This window comes from Rhodococcus sp. 15-725-2-2b, from assembly GCF_002259075.1.
In the GTDB taxonomy this organism is placed as follows: Bacteria; Actinomycetota; Actinomycetes; order Mycobacteriales; family Mycobacteriaceae; genus Rhodococcoides.
Genome location: NZ_NPFL01000023.1, coordinates 167,464 through 181,053 on the forward strand (window position 1 = coordinate 167,464; position 13,590 = coordinate 181,053).

Genomic DNA, 13,590 nt, shown 5'->3' on the forward strand with positions numbered 1-13,590 from the left:
ATGTCAGCCCAGTCGACGTCCTTGGGTGTCGAGGTCAGATAATCGGTGCGTTGGGTTGGCGGCGGATGAAGTCCGCCATCCCGGGGACGGTGAACGCAACCAGGCCGCGGGCCGGCGACCAGATGAGTCCTTTGCGTATACAGGAGTCACGGTGCGGTGCCATCGATTGCGGATTCGACCCGAGGGCCTCGGCGAGGGCTGCCGTCCGCGGAGTATCGGTTCCGCTGCGTGCGATCGCCACCAGATAGCGTTTCTCGGCGTCGGTGGCCCGTAGCCACCGTGAGCTGTAGAAGCCGGAATCGAGCGAGGCGTGGCCGGTGTCCACGGCGTCCTCGGCATCGGCGAGGGTGAACGGGGACTGCTGGGCTGCCTGCCAGAGCTCGTGACCGAACACCTGAAGGAAGTACGGGTATCCATCGCTCGCCGCGACGACGTAATCTGCTGCCTCGGCGTCGATGTCCTGGTTCAGCCGGGCGATGGGTGTGACGATCGCATCGCGGGCCTGATCGTCGGCGAGCGGACCGATGGTCCTGTAGTCGAACTGGCGCTCGGCGTAGGACCGTGCGTCGGCCAAGGCTTGCGCAAGGTTCGGCAGGCCGGCACCGCACACGAAGAACGGCCACTCACGCTGAGCCGCACGGTGCTGGGTAGCCAGGATCACCTGCAAGAGCGCCGGCTCGAGTTCCTGCATCTCGTCGATGAACAGCCCCAGCGCGGTGCCGTCCTTGCGGAGTTCCTCGGTAAGATCTTCGACGAGGTCCTCGAATTCGACCCCCAGGCTTGGTTTCTCGGCACCGGCGGAGCGAGCGAGCTCGACTCCGACACCGAACGCGGTGGCGGACATCGAGAACTCTTCGGTCAACTGCCGGATCTTGTCCGCCACCGGGCCGGCGAACTGACGACGGCGTACAGCGCGAGAAATATCTTTGGCGATACGCCTCCGCAGGGCCTCGGCACCTTCCACACTGGTCTGAGCTTCGACCTCGACCACCACCCAATCGTGGCGGCGAGCTTGATCCGCCATGGTCGCCAGGAGCGTGGTCTTCCCTACCCCCCGGAGGCCCTGCAGCATCAACCCACGGTCGTAGCGCCGCTGTTTCGCGCGGGCGACCAACAAGTCGAACCGTTCGAGCTCGGTGGTGCGTCCGACGAGCTCGGGGGGTCGGGTGCCAGACCCGGGTGTGAAGGGGTTCAGTCCGTACTCCATGCACATAGACTATCGGATTGTATGTAGTTGTATCAGTCCTATTCATATACAGTCAGATACATACCGATAGATCGGTGACTCGGTGCAGATCCGGGCGCGCCACGTCGACAAGCAGGGCCGGGCGCAAAGGCAAGTGCTGCGACGTCTCTACTGTGTCGATGTCGGCTGATGGCATGAAGAGCGGCTACACACCGTCAAGGTATGTTGACGATTGGCCCGGAAGGTCTCGAACCCGCGCCTGAGCCTTCAAACGTCATCTGTCGCGGCTCACTGAACCTAGGTGCTGCGCCCAGGTTGCGGCAACGTGGCGGTGTCCGATCTCTGTGCTCGACGAGTTGGACGACGACCAAGGTGTCGGTGTGCCGGGTCGTGAGTGCGCCGCATCAGGTGCTGTCGCCGTTGGTGGATGGGTCGAGGAGCTGCAGGGTGCGTTGCAGGAGTTGCTCGATGCGGTCCTCGACGTCGTCGACCATGTCCGGTACGTCGGCCAACGCCGTGTGGGCGCGTCGACGTGCCTCGACACCCGAGCGGTAGTACCCGGAGTCGAGCTCCAGGGGCACTGGCTCCGGAACGATGGGGTCACGCCGATCGGTACCACCGTCGGTGGGTCTGGCGAGGAGGCGGCGCGGGGTGTGCAGTGGAGAAGCCCCGGTGCGGTGCCTGGCGATCACCGCTCCGACCTCGGCGGCGGTCATCGCCGTCACCGGCAAGGGTAGGTGGCCCCACCGGTCGATCGGCACCGCGACCGGACCACTGCGAAGCGGCAGCCCCGTCATGTCGGGAAAAGTGTTGCGCTGCAAATGTTCTGCCAGCAGCGTGGTCGACGGGTAGCGCTCGGAGAACTGCAGGACCGGGTGCCACCGATCCCATATCGTGACCGGTTCGAAACCGGTGGAGTCGTTGGGGGCGATACGGATGCGGTGGCGGCTGCCGATCCACACAGCGTCGCCGTCGGTGGTGATCTCGGTGCGGTCTACTTTCGCAATAGCTTTGTGGGACAGGCCTGCTCCGGCGAGCATGAGAAGAACGGCGTCACGGCGACCGAACAGTGCCGCTGTCGATCCGGAGGTCGGCAGTCCGGCCGCGATCATCATCTGGTCCTGCTCAGCACGCCGGATCGTTCGCTCACTACGTGCCGAGTCCAGTGCGATCCGAATCGAGGTGACTCCGCCGGGGGCGGGTTGGCCGGCATCGAGGTGAGCGCGGTTGATCGCAGAAACCCGGCGCAACTGAACCGCGTCGCCGGCAGGGTTCTCATCGAGGAACTGCGCCAGCGTGATCGGCGACGCAGGTAGAGCCTCGACGTCGGCCGCAGCGCACCAATCGACGAACAGTGACCACTGATAGCGGTAACCGCTCACCGTGCTGACCTGTCTCGGTGTCACAGTGCGACGGTACCGGGCTGAAGGCCGACCGATCAGGGACGTCGCCGAGGGTCGCCCGCCGCGAACGTGGCACGCATGCGCGTCGACGGCATCGCTGTCGACGGTCGATGGTGCAGGTACGCCACAGGCATCGATGTCGGCTTGCGATGAAGCCACAGGACGTAGCCAGTCTTGTGGCTTCATCGTGTGTGCCGTACTCGAGTCTTACTCGGCGAGCTTGGCGATCGACTGCGCCCAGAGGAAGTACTTGTTGCGTCCGAGATCGCCGATGGTCGTGATGTTGAATGCGGCCTTGAGATGCTCGGCATCGCCAGGGCTAACGCCCTGCAGTGCTTCGACGGGTGCGTCGACGAGCTCGGTGAGTGGCTTGTCTTCGTATGCTTTATCGAGCTTGTCAGCGATTCCAGCCATGGAGGTGCCTCCTTGCGTCTCGGGTAGCGGTGCCTGTTCGACACCGCCACCCGAGGGTACGGAACGCCCACTAGAAACCGTTGCGCTGCAGGCACTGCGCCGTATCGGCGACCGCCTCGAACGCGTCCTTTGGACCGTGGCCTTCAAAATCCGTAAAACGGTGGGTACGTGGTGGGATTGTCCGGCGTCGTATCGATTCGTGCGGTCCGAAGAAGATCTGCGATAGCGGACTCGCCGGCACCGATGGTGGCGAAGTGGGGGTCGACGTCGTTGGCGATGCACCACGCATGATCGGCTGGCCACACAAACGCAGGTATCGGCAGCTCACCAGTGCCGTCTCGGGCGTCCTTCCACGTCGACACGTCCTCCGCAGTACCTCGAAAGAGGTAGCAGGGCCGCTCCGGGATCGAGACTGTCGCGGCCTGCATGTGGTCGAGGTTTTCGTAGCCCTCCCAGATCAGGAAATAGCAGTCGTCCGGAGTTGTGGTGAACCGGGCGAGGGTGGAGACAGCGATTCCGAGCTGGGCGATCTCGGGCGGTCCGTCGTTGGCGAAGTCGGTGTCCATTTCGCGCTGACCGTCGTAAGTCGGATCCGGGATGAATCTCAACCGTGCGTAACGCTCGTACCCCGACGGGCCGCGGGTGACCAGATCCCACCAGTCGCGTCTTTGATCGATCAACCATCGAGCGGGTGAGCCGTCACGACACGGAGTGATGGTCATCTGGACGCCGCCGTCTGCCGACTACGCGCCTGACCGCACGACACCGGTGGGTGTGGACTGCAACACCAGGTGTTTCGGAGGGTGGCCGCTCCAAGGCCGGCCGCTGGTACCCGTACCGCCATCTCGGCGCTCTCGCCCTGCCACAACGTCATTCGACAATGTCCCAGTCCAGTACCCCGTTGTCGACCGCTGCTGTGTACCAGCCGATCGATATCTGATCGGTCACGGCCGACCTGACGTCGCAAACAAATGCTTCCAAAGACGGCCAGGTTGGCACACCCAGGTGCCCGCCGTCGTCTGATCGGTACGACACACTCCCCCGCATCTCTCCCGAACGGGTGTCGCAATACATCAGATTCGAATCCCAAGCCGCGATAGGGACGTACCCCGGTAGGAACAGGTGATCTTCTGCCTCGACGCCCGCCTCGACCAGGTTGTCGACGATCTCGGCGTAGGTCCCGTCGTAGATATCTGGTTCTGTTGCAACGATATCCGCCATGACTTCGACCATGTCGGAATGCCGCTGAGGTATCTCCGCGACCTGCAGCAGACGTCCAGCCGGAACGACGAGTCCCGCGCCGCCGACCTCGTTCTGACCGTCATGAAGGCCGAAGAATTCGCGAAGCCCGTCCGGCCACGGAACCGTCGCTGCCTCGGCCCGTTTCACCGCGCTCGTCGACGCACATGGCCTGAGCGTTCGCGCCGTCACCGGTGCCACGTCCCGCAGCGCAGTCACGAGGAGGTTCCACTCCTGAGTCAACGACATTGCCCGACCATACTGCGCAGAGGGATCTTTCGATTATCGCAACGCAGATCGCTTCGAGACAGTTACCGCACCGTCAAGACATGTTGACGCCCGGCCGACTCCGTGCGATGTGTTCATCTCGATGCGCTTGCGGATCTTCGATTAGGGCGTTGATGTAGTAGCAAATGACGATCGGGATACAGAAGCGGACGCTCGACCGGTGCAAGGGCCACGAGCGAGCCAGTTTGGATGTAGACAACAGCGTGGCTACCAGCAGTCAACCAGTCACGAAGGTTAAGGTCGACGCGTAAACAGACTTCACAAGACGACGTTGCCGAGCTGCAGCAACGTCCAGGAGGAACACCGCGATGGCGACCGATGAAAAAACGATCGCGTTCTATCGCCTTGTGAAGTACGACGCATCTGGCAACAAGCCGATGGAGCACGCGAATTGGTACGACATACTCACCCAGCTCGATGGCCTTGACCTCGAAGGTCGAACGACCAAAGTCGGCGACCGCATGCTGATTGGCGAGGTCTACTACCACGGTGAACGTGCTCATTTGAAGCTCGCGAAGGTCCGTGACGTCGCAGCGTGGCTGGGGCTCCTCAAGAGCGGCGCTACCTCTCTCGAAGATTTCGAGACCGAAGAGGGAAACAAGCTCTATGAGATATCTGTGGTGTCGTTTCTCGACTTTGGGAACCTGATCGGTCTCGTGCAAGGCTCGGCGGCCTCACCGACGCCGAGTGCGGTCGCTGAATGGTTCGATGAACTGAAGATTTTCACCGGTGTGCACCTCATCGCGGAGGCCGTACTTACCGACGCGGCCCGGGAGCAACTTCAGAAGTCGCCCGAGGTATCTCGAATCGAGACCAAGGTGAGCACCACCAAGGCTCAGGCGCTTACAAACCGAGGCTCGCGACTAGGGAGCGTACTTACCCGCGTCAACGATGAGTTCGGGCCGGTAACAGTAACCCTCATCATCCAGACGTCACGGGCGAAGGAAAACCATGAGGGCCGACAGATCATGCGTGACGAGGCCGGACACCTTGCGGCCGCTGCGAGCGAGAGCGAGGTCAGCAAGGCGAAAGCCCAGCTGATTCACATTGACGCTGACGAGAAGACCCACTCGGAAAAGGTGGACTTCCTCAAACAACGGATCACCGCGAAGCGCAAGATTGCGGCGACAGATGATGAGGGCAATCCCATCAGAATAGTGTCGGCCGTTACCGCCATAATGGGCGTCGCAGCCGAGCATGATAGTGAGCTACGGCAGGCGGTCGGCGTGGAGCCGGCGAACGGTAACAACAACGAGTCTTGAGGTCAGCAGTGTGGTTCCGAAGGAGGAATGCTTTGGAACTAGGACAGTCTCTCCGAGAACATGTCGTCAGACCCATCCGCGAGTTTTGGATTGATCACCGATGGATGGACCTGTTCATAGCCGGGTTTGTCGTGGGAATCCATGCTCTAGTTGTGTGGCTCACCGGGCGCTTCGACCTCTTGAGCTGGAGTGAAGCATCTGATCGCCGTGGCGTTTACTCGGCGTTCGCGGTAGTGGTCTCGTTGACCGGGGCGCTGAGCGGAGTCGCGGTAAGTCAGCTGGGTTCAGCTAAGGGGCCGCGTGCGAAAGCGCTCAAGCGTGACGTCGGCAAGGACCTCGCGCGAAGTTGGCGCAGCATCTATGTCGGCAGTATGGGCGCTGCCTTGCTCGCGATCATCGCTCTCATGCTCGACTCGACGAAAGCTATTCCGCCCGGTCAGAGTCCGGTAGGTCACAACGCGCTAGTGGCACGGTGGATCTTCGAGTTTGCCATTGTCTACGCGACGATGCGGTTCACGCGTCTAACGGCGATATTTGAGCCAATGATCAGTGCCTTTGCGAAAGATGATGTTGACCCGGACGAGGAACCACTGGAACCGGCACTATCGGTTGATCCTGTCGCACTCAACGCTCGTCGACGAGCCGCAGGCTAGCCGACTTCGCCCGCGACTCATGCCCGGTTGTGCGGGCCGCCTGATGGCCTACGCGCGAATGCGTGATGCGGAGACAGGGCGTTCCCGATCTTCGAAAGACTCCTCGACGCTGGACCTCCCGAGCGAGGTTCGCCAGCACAGGCAGGTTCTATCATCGTTAGGTGGACGCTTGACCAGGCGAAAGTTCTGAACGTGAGACGAGAGACAGTCTGGGCCGTGTGTCGATCTCGCCGAGCAGTTTGGCGAGATGATGCTCGGTCCAACGTAATTCGTCGGCAAGATCCGCCCGGCTGTAACCGATTTTCTCGGCCATCTTCAACGCATCTCGGAGGAGAGTAGGCACCTCGCCAGGGAACGAAACTAGAGGCTCTTCGTTACGCAAACCGGTCATGCCCGCCAAACGTTGATGCGCGCGGCGTATGGCGGCCTCGGTCACTAGGTGGAGCTCTCCCATTCGATAGATCAGCGATTCGATTGAGACTCCCCACTCCCGGCTTAGTCCATCCAGTGTGGAGATCCGAACGGTTTTGGGTAGTAACGGTGCGATCTGCGCTTGTGGCGTCAAGAACTCTGCTGCAAACTGATCGGCTTCGCGTTCTTGCTGTCGATCGCCGGGGAGAGCGGTGGGATGCATGAGTAGGTGCCCCAACTCGTGCGCACATGTGAACCTGTACTCCTGCACCGAGCGGAAGCGTTCGGGGGTAAGGACAACAATCGGTCGTCCTAGAGCGTCAGTCGAGTAGGCCTTTACCCGGCCGAGCGCATCGTCGGTCATTGAGATGAGGCATACGACAATGCCGTTCGCTTCCATGGTGCCCGCTAAGTGGGGTACAGGTCCGGCGGATACTGCCCACCATTTACGAAGCACATCAGCAGCTTCGGTAGGTGACGCTCCACTGGGCAAGACAGGCAAATTGACGTCAGGGAACCTGACCTGCTTCTCCAGCGCGTGAGTCAGTTCCCATACTTGCTCAGCATGCGCGGCCGCTTTCGAGCGATCTTTGGATCGCGTCGATCTGAGACTTCTGAAATGCGCGTCGGCAGCGTCAAGACGCCCTATGGGGCGACCAGCTGCAAAGTACCGGACCGGCACGCCTAGAGTCTTGCTCAAAATCGGTAGATGCTCGGGACGTGGTTTTGTGATTCCGGCTTCAAACTGACCGATCGCGGCCGCCGAGACACCGACTTGTTCGGCCAGCTCAGATTTGGTCAATTCGGCCAGGACCCGTGCCTGAGTGAGTCGGGCAGGCTCGAACGCCACCGCGACCGACGAGAGACCATCATCGACAGCCGATGTGAAGAGCTCAAGCTGTGGCCGATCGTCATTCATCGGTGCCGGACGCCTCGCCTGGTCGTTCCGTTGGGAACTTCTTTGGTACCGGTCCGGATGTGAAGGTCCGCCGCGGCGTGGTCGATACTGGTCGAGTCGGAGTCTGGTTGAGAAGGTTCTCCGGCTCGGCAACCCAACTCACGAAGCCGCTGGCGCCGAGCTCCGCTTCGCCCCAACGCACGTCGAACAGTCCGCGAGTCGAGCTGCAAATCGCAACCAAGACAAGCCGACCCGTCTCCACCACAGGATCTTTGGTGTAGCTGTCGAAGCTGGAGACTAACTCCCGCTCCTCGTCGGTCAACTCCGGATCGGGAACCTCGATGTCGAGCTCCCCTTGCAAAGCTGGCGGCCGAATCTTCGCTATCGACGACCGTGTGTCTGAGGTGCCGAAAAGGACTGAGTCAATACTGCGTTCCAGGGTTCGGGAGTATCGCCACGGGAAGAGGGCGACGCCATTTACGACTGGGATCTTGTACGGTGCTCCGTCTGGCCGAACCATTGATGCGCCGGGCAGGTTGCCGAATTCCTCGAACTTCTCCAGGATTCCCCTCCAGAACTCGCCATAGACCCCGGTGGACCTATGGCCGGATGCTTCTTGTGCGTCAACCGAGGCGACATGCTCCTCATTCACGAGCGCAGGGATTCGACTACGAATTAGTGCGCCATGCCTTCCGAACGTCTCTAGCGCCCACCGACGGTTTGTATCCAACGAGTCCTCCTGAGTAGGCGTTCAGGATAGCATCTAACTTTAGTTTTTCGCGCGATATGCACCTTCTGGCTTCAGAAACTATCCAAATCTGTTCTAGAGCCCGATGTCAGCAACGGCGTTCCCGACAAGAGGTGCATGTTCGCGGCGGTAGACCTCGACCGAGTCGAGGCTGGCGTGGCCGGTCTGTCGGGCGATGGCGGAGCCGTCTGCACCGTTGCGGGTGCCTTGAGTGACGAAGCCGGCACGGAGCGAGTGTCCGCCTAGTTTGGTGAGTGCGGTTGCGTCGTAGCCGGCGTGCTCGGCGCGTCGGCGGATGGTCCGGTGAATCGCCGCTCCGGACAGCGGAGTATTGCCAAGGTTTCCGTTCTTGGCGATTGCGCGGAACAACGGAGCGCGGGCTGCGGTGCGAGGTACTCCCCCACGGCAAACATGTCCTGCGAACGACTCGCGTTTGCGTAGGAGCCGGATCACCGAAGCCCTGCCCCCAGCATCGAATGCGGCGACGACTTGTGCCCAGCGGACGTAGGCGCAGGGTGGGCAGGTTTCGTGGGACCCGGTGTAGGGGAGCGCTTTCACCGCTCCCCTGCCTTCTTGATCCGTCTTCGACTTCCGCATTCGTACGTGGAGACCGTCATGCCGGTGCACACTGACGTCCCCACACGCGAGCTCCGATAGCTCGCTGCGTCGGAACGCGCCGGCGAACCCGAGCAGCAGGATCGCGGAATCCCGGCGTTCCAGCACCTCGTCGGCCCAACCCCGGCACCGCTCTCGGGCGGTTCTGACGAGGAGTTTGATGTCGTCGACCAGCAACGGGTCTCGCGGTGTGCGGGGCCGGTCCCCCGCTGCGGCGTACTGGCGCCGTATGCCCGACAGGGTCGCGGTGACGAGCTCATGGGCCGACGGGGACAGATGCCCGGTGGTGCGGTGCTGATGGTTGATCGCCGCGGTCCAGGTGCCGAAGGTGGCGACGGCGTAGGCCCGCTCCCCTGATTCGGTGCGGGTGTCGGCGGCGTCGACGAGGTAGGCAGCGACGGTGATCGGGTGAGCCGGCAACGTCACGTGACCATTCGCCTCGCACCACTTAGTGAAGCGTCTCCACGCGGCCGCATACGTCTTGCGCGTTCCCTCGGACCGGGAAGACTGCACGGCGCTCGCGATCCGCTTCGCGACGGCCGGCGGGATCTCCGGCTCGACCGCCACTGACCCAACACCTGCAGGAATGCCCACGCCCGTAGTTACCGACGGTGCACGACCTGGTCGAGAGTCCATAGGAGCAGCCTAACGCAGGTCACCGACATGTCTGCAGAGCAAAACTGTGCTGAACTGGCACTTTGGCACCGATGGTGCGGAAAATGCAATTTACGTTGGTCTAATCTGAATAAGTAAGGGTGAGTAGGAAGCTCTATCTGCAAGAGTGCCATTGGCGACCGATCAGAGCTGGCGAAGTGGTGGGTCGCGCTTCTGACACAGACCGGCTACCTGGGCTTAAGCCTCCGCTCCACTTCCCCACTGGTCCGAATCGGAGGCTCAGCAGCAAGGCCTCGGCGGATGTGCTTTCCGCCGAGGCCTTCTTGGTTGGATGAGCTGTGTCAGATGCCTCGAAGCGTCTTCACCAGCTCACGTATGTCCTCCTCGTTGAGCGCTTCCCTGATCGCGACTGCCACAGAGTGGGGATCGCTTTTCAGCTTCATCAGCGCCCGGATTGCGGCGCTGCGTGATGCGATCTGCTTGTCAGCATCGGAGGGTCGGCGTGGTTTCTTCTCGTTTGCTTTCGGCGATGGTGGGTTCTGCTGGCGTGAAGACCACTCAGCGACCTGCTCCGCAGACGGAATCTGCGCCAGCGCCCGAGCGTCTCGGATCGCGAGATCGCCTGAACGTAGTTTCTCCCGCAACTCAGGCTCTAGCTTGAGCAATGCGCGCCGCTGCGAGATCCAGCCTTCTGATCGCCCCAATTTTTGAGCGGCCTTGGTGGCGCTTCCGAGTTCAGTAACAAGAAGGTTGACAGCTTCTGCCTCTTCGACAACGTCGAAGTCTTGCCGGTCCAGGTTTTCGACTATTGATGCCCACAGGATGGCCTCTTTGGATGTTGCAAGGCTGTCCTGAACGACCACATCCATTCCCTTGCGGCCATACTTCTCGCTCGCAGCAAGCCTTCGGCAGCCGTTGACCACAACCCAACGTGCGGAACCGATTCTGGCGACGTCCTCTGGCCAAAGTTCGAGCCACCGTGCGCTCGTAACCACTGTCCCAGGTTGAAGCTGCCGCTCCGCGATTGTAGCCAGATCGGCGAGATCCCCGACCGCTGAGCGCGGATTCCGAGGGTTGGCCACTAGTTCGGACAGAGGCACATCTGGTCTAAATTGGCCATCCACAGGGATGGATGCATCCACGGGCGACTTGTCCCCCACTGAACCAACCAGACTAGAAAAATCGACCCGACCGCCCCGGGACTTCTGTGATGTTGCCATTTACTTACCTACTTCCAGCTCAAGGCACAAGCGTTGGAAGTCCTCACGTGCCTGCAGCGATGCCCGATTTGGCGGGTACTCGGTAACCACTTGCCCCTGAGCTGCGGCTCGACTGTGCACCTTGTAGTGCCGAACAACGGTGTTGGCGAGTGGCCAACCTTGCGCTTGGACGAATGCTTCGGTCTGTTCCAGGTCGACTCGGCCGTCTCTTGGATCCCAGTTGTTGATGACGACAATGAATGGGATTCCCTTCGGCTCAAGCACTTTGGAGATTGTGCGGGCCGTCGGGTCGAAGCTGAGTGGCTCCGGGACGATCGGGACGATCGCGAGATCGGTCACCGAAAGTACAGTGTCGAGCGCTTGTCCTGAAGTGCCGTTATCTACAGCCCCAGGACGATCGCCGATCCAGCCCGGCGTATCGACGTAAACGTGTTTGATTCCATCCAGGTTTGGCAGATGGCGGAGCATTTCCGGGTCGTCGATCTGAGTGACCCGGAAGGGAAGGTCCTGCACTCTTTCGGCCCACCACACTGCCGAGCCCTGAGGGTCGATCGAAGCTGCCAGTACTGGCGATTCGCTCTGCTTGGCTCCGGAGCGAGTCAAGACGTCATTCTTGACTGCCGCCAGGTTCATCGTGAGGGTACTCTTCCCCACTCCGCCCTTTTGGCTGATTATTACGTGTACGGGCATTGAGCCCACCTTCCGTTTGCTTCACCGCGGTGCGGCTACTTCGGTGTGGTGTTCTGGCGATGATCTTTACCGCGGTAAAGATCCGCGAGAACGCGCAGCGCTGGAGTTGCTTGCGCCCTCGAAATGTACATCACTATGCCTCCAGAGTGTTCGGTTGTAGCTTCGACTCGCCGGGTCATGTCTGTGATCCGATGGCAGACTCCCCCGCTGGACCTCGGCGCTCACTGGCTCGTCCACGCGCTGTGGTACTTACCGGCTAAATCTTTACCGCGGTAGACGTCAAATCAGTGAAGGTGGGCAGTGCTTAAGTCCGCCTGTCGCACCATCAACTACTGGTATTCAGACTTCTGACCCGAGGGTGTGGGAGCTACACCGTTGCAGATTCGTGCGAGGACTGTGTCATTGAAGCAGCGAGCAGGGCTGCGGACGGCAGCCGTCCCCAACGTTGGCTGGTTCGCTGGTCGACAGCAGTTAGTCGGGAGGCTTGCTAGGTATGGTGATACACGAAGTGCCGGCACCACGCCCGTCGGATGTCTTTAAGGCCCGCTGAGGCGCGTCGTACTAAGATTTCTGGGCGCGACCTGGCGTTGGTTCTGCAACAGTCGTTGCACTTCGAAGTACGCGCTAGTTGCTTGCTGTTGCAGTGCACTGCAATCATGCGCGACCAGGCTCTTCTGATGCAATCGGCCGGCCGATATCGTAGTGAGGGTGCAACAGTTTTCGTTAGGGTTTTCGGGCAGGCCCAGTTTGGTCGTTTCGCCCAATTCCGGCGGACTGTCAAGGCGCTAGGTCCTGAGCCTTGGCGTTGTCGCGTCTTTACCGCGGTAAAGGCTGATCTCTCACCGCAAGGTGATGATTCAGTAAATGCGAGTGGGTGGTGGGGTGATGTGGGCTCCAGTGAGGCCTTGAGTTTCATTTCTTGTCGGCAGTTAGTTTCAGCCATCTCGTAGGACCTTGGTTTGGCCGGCAACGCCTTGCGGCGGATTTACGTAGGGTGAATCGCGATAGTTCGCGCCGAAGTAAGACCGGGGGGCAGGATGTCGCACCCCACCCAATTTCGTCACTGTGACGAAAAGCGTCGCACCCACAAGCGTCGGGATCTGGCCGATTTGCAGTCGAAGTTCCGGGTTCTTTGGCGGTGCGCATTCGAAGGCCGGCCGAAGGTGGCGGCGGGCCTTTGATAGACAATATTCAATCGAATCCGCTTTAACGAGGCTGGCGTGTGCTGGGGAACTTCCTGTTGAGTGCATTTGCTTGAGTTAAATCGTGGATGCGCTTGATGCGCTGGGGGACCGGGGCCTGCAGAGCCTGGAGTCCGGGTGACCCGTTCCATATCTTGGCGACCTTTACCGCGGTAAAGATTGAATTTGACCTTGGAGTGGTACAGAGCTGCACCCTTGCGTCGAGCTCTCTTCGTGTTGCCGTTCGAGCGCGCCCTTCGAGGCAGGCTTCAGTGCTATGCCTCGCTCAGGCCGAGTGCGACGCTGGCAAGGCTGCATCCTGACATCGATGGAGCGAACATAATCGCGCTCCTATGGGATTGGGGCAACAGGTGAGTCGAATCGTGGGCTGGCACCAATGGTCCAGGCTCTGTGTCCTCTAAGGAGAAGCGCTTCGTAGGAGGGAACGGATGAAGGTGTGTCAGGGTCTGGACGAACGAACATCTTCACGCCGGTGGCGCGGAGCAGCATCAATGCTTGCTGTTCGAGTTCGTGGACCCGATTGCGGGGCCTGGTCGGTGTTCCCAACGCTGTGAGCAGTGCGAGGTAGAACCGGCCGGGTGACGGGTCCGGGGGCATCTGCATGCACAACACCGGTATCTGCTCGCGGTCGGACAAGCTGATCGGCGGATGAGTGCGCCGGAACTTTTCGATGATCATCGACTTGCCGTTGTTCGTCGGACCGAGCAACAGTAGGTTCGGCATACGCTGTCGGTCCGGCCACGACA

At 60.9% G+C, this 13,590-nt stretch carries 13 protein-coding genes; 2 read left to right on the forward strand and 11 right to left on the reverse strand.

Annotation, left to right across the window (positions count from 1 at the left end):
- Positions 1-34: 34 nt before the first annotated feature.
- From CH306_RS27670 to CH306_RS27690, 5 genes are all read right to left on the reverse strand, one after another.
- The gene (locus tag CH306_RS27670) at positions 35-1,207 is read right to left on the reverse strand and encodes an ATP-binding protein (protein ID WP_027494118.1); all 1,173 of its coding nucleotides are present in this window, start codon (positions 1,205-1,207) and stop codon (positions 35-37) included.
- Positions 1,208-1,590: 383 nt separating this feature from the next.
- Entirely contained in the window at positions 1,591-2,592 is a 1,002-nt protein-coding gene (locus CH306_RS27675) for a hypothetical protein (protein ID WP_237606104.1), read from the reverse strand.
- 204 nt (positions 2,593-2,796) lie between these two features.
- A complete protein-coding gene (locus CH306_RS27680; RefSeq protein WP_027494117.1) occupies positions 2,797-3,003 on the reverse strand; it encodes a hypothetical protein in 207 nt (68 codons plus the stop codon).
- A gap of 143 nt (positions 3,004-3,146) precedes the next feature.
- Positions 3,147-3,725, reverse strand: a complete 579-nt coding sequence (locus CH306_RS27685) for a hypothetical protein (protein ID WP_027494116.1) — start codon at positions 3,723-3,725, stop codon at positions 3,147-3,149.
- 148 nt (positions 3,726-3,873) lie between these two features.
- On the reverse strand, positions 3,874-4,491 hold the full coding sequence (locus tag CH306_RS27690) for an SMI1/KNR4 family protein (RefSeq protein WP_027494115.1): 618 nt from the start codon (positions 4,489-4,491) through the stop codon (positions 3,874-3,876).
- 347 nt (positions 4,492-4,838) lie between these two features.
- On the opposite strand from CH306_RS27690, the gene CH306_RS27695 reads away from it, so the two are divergent.
- Both CH306_RS27695 and CH306_RS27700 read left to right on the forward strand, forming a co-directional pair.
- A complete protein-coding gene (locus CH306_RS27695) occupies positions 4,839-5,792 on the forward strand; it encodes a hypothetical protein (protein ID WP_094648444.1) in 954 nt (317 codons plus the stop codon).
- Positions 5,793-5,896: 104 nt separating this feature from the next.
- The gene (locus CH306_RS27700) at positions 5,897-6,445 is read left to right on the forward strand and encodes a hypothetical protein (protein WP_068050850.1); all 549 of its coding nucleotides are present in this window, start codon (positions 5,897-5,899) and stop codon (positions 6,443-6,445) included.
- Between the two features lie 157 nt (positions 6,446-6,602).
- Here CH306_RS27700 and CH306_RS27705 read toward each other — a convergent pair whose 3' ends face one another.
- The 6 genes from CH306_RS27705 to CH306_RS27730 form a co-directional block, all read right to left on the reverse strand.
- Positions 6,603-7,775, reverse strand: a complete 1,173-nt coding sequence (locus CH306_RS27705; protein ID WP_094648445.1) for an XRE family transcriptional regulator — start codon at positions 7,773-7,775, stop codon at positions 6,603-6,605.
- Positions 7,768-8,406, reverse strand: a complete 639-nt coding sequence (locus CH306_RS27710; RefSeq protein WP_094648446.1) for a hypothetical protein — start codon at positions 8,404-8,406, stop codon at positions 7,768-7,770. Before CH306_RS27710 ends, CH306_RS27705 begins: the two co-directional genes overlap by 8 nt.
- Positions 8,407-8,577: 171 nt before the next feature.
- Positions 8,578-9,753 (reverse strand): site-specific integrase, encoded by a 1,176-nt coding sequence (locus CH306_RS27715; RefSeq protein ID WP_094648447.1) that lies wholly within the window; start codon positions 9,751-9,753, stop codon positions 8,578-8,580.
- 320 nt (positions 9,754-10,073) lie between these two features.
- A complete protein-coding gene (locus CH306_RS27720; RefSeq protein WP_329946442.1) occupies positions 10,074-10,727 on the reverse strand; it encodes a ParB/RepB/Spo0J family partition protein in 654 nt (217 codons plus the stop codon).
- A 225-nt stretch (positions 10,728-10,952) separates the two neighbouring features.
- Positions 10,953-11,642 (reverse strand): ParA family protein, encoded by a 690-nt coding sequence (locus CH306_RS27725; RefSeq protein WP_032370995.1) that lies wholly within the window; start codon positions 11,640-11,642, stop codon positions 10,953-10,955.
- A 1,532-nt stretch (positions 11,643-13,174) separates the two neighbouring features.
- Positions 13,175-13,590 (reverse strand): TniB family NTP-binding protein (locus CH306_RS27730; RefSeq protein ID WP_256981288.1); only part of this gene is annotated, 416 nt, incomplete at its 5' end.

Bases quoted from the DNA above. Each gene is read 5' to 3' on its own strand.
- CH306_RS27670 (WP_027494118.1), bottom strand. From the start codon at position 1,207: ATGGAGTACGGACTGAACCCCTTCACACCCGGGTCTGGCACCCGACCC.
- CH306_RS27680 (WP_027494117.1), bottom strand. From the start codon at position 3,003: ATGGCTGGAATCGCTGACAAGCTCGATAAAGCATACGAAGACAAGCCA.
- CH306_RS27685 (WP_027494116.1), bottom strand. From the start codon at position 3,725: ATGACCATCACTCCGTGTCGTGACGGCTCACCCGCTCGATGGTTGATC.
- CH306_RS27690 (WP_027494115.1), bottom strand. From the start codon at position 4,491: ATGTCGTTGACTCAGGAGTGGAACCTCCTCGTGACTGCGCTGCGGGAC.
- CH306_RS27695 (WP_094648444.1), top strand. From the start codon at position 4,839: ATGGCGACCGATGAAAAAACGATCGCGTTCTATCGCCTTGTGAAGTAC.
- CH306_RS27700 (WP_068050850.1), top strand. From the start codon at position 5,897: ATGGACCTGTTCATAGCCGGGTTTGTCGTGGGAATCCATGCTCTAGTT.
- CH306_RS27705 (WP_094648445.1), bottom strand. From the start codon at position 7,775: ATGAATGACGATCGGCCACAGCTTGAGCTCTTCACATCGGCTGTCGAT.
- CH306_RS27715 (WP_094648447.1), bottom strand. From the start codon at position 9,753: ATGGACTCTCGACCAGGTCGTGCACCGTCGGTAACTACGGGCGTGGGC.
- CH306_RS27725 (WP_032370995.1), bottom strand. From the start codon at position 11,642: ATGCCCGTACACGTAATAATCAGCCAAAAGGGCGGAGTGGGGAAGAGT.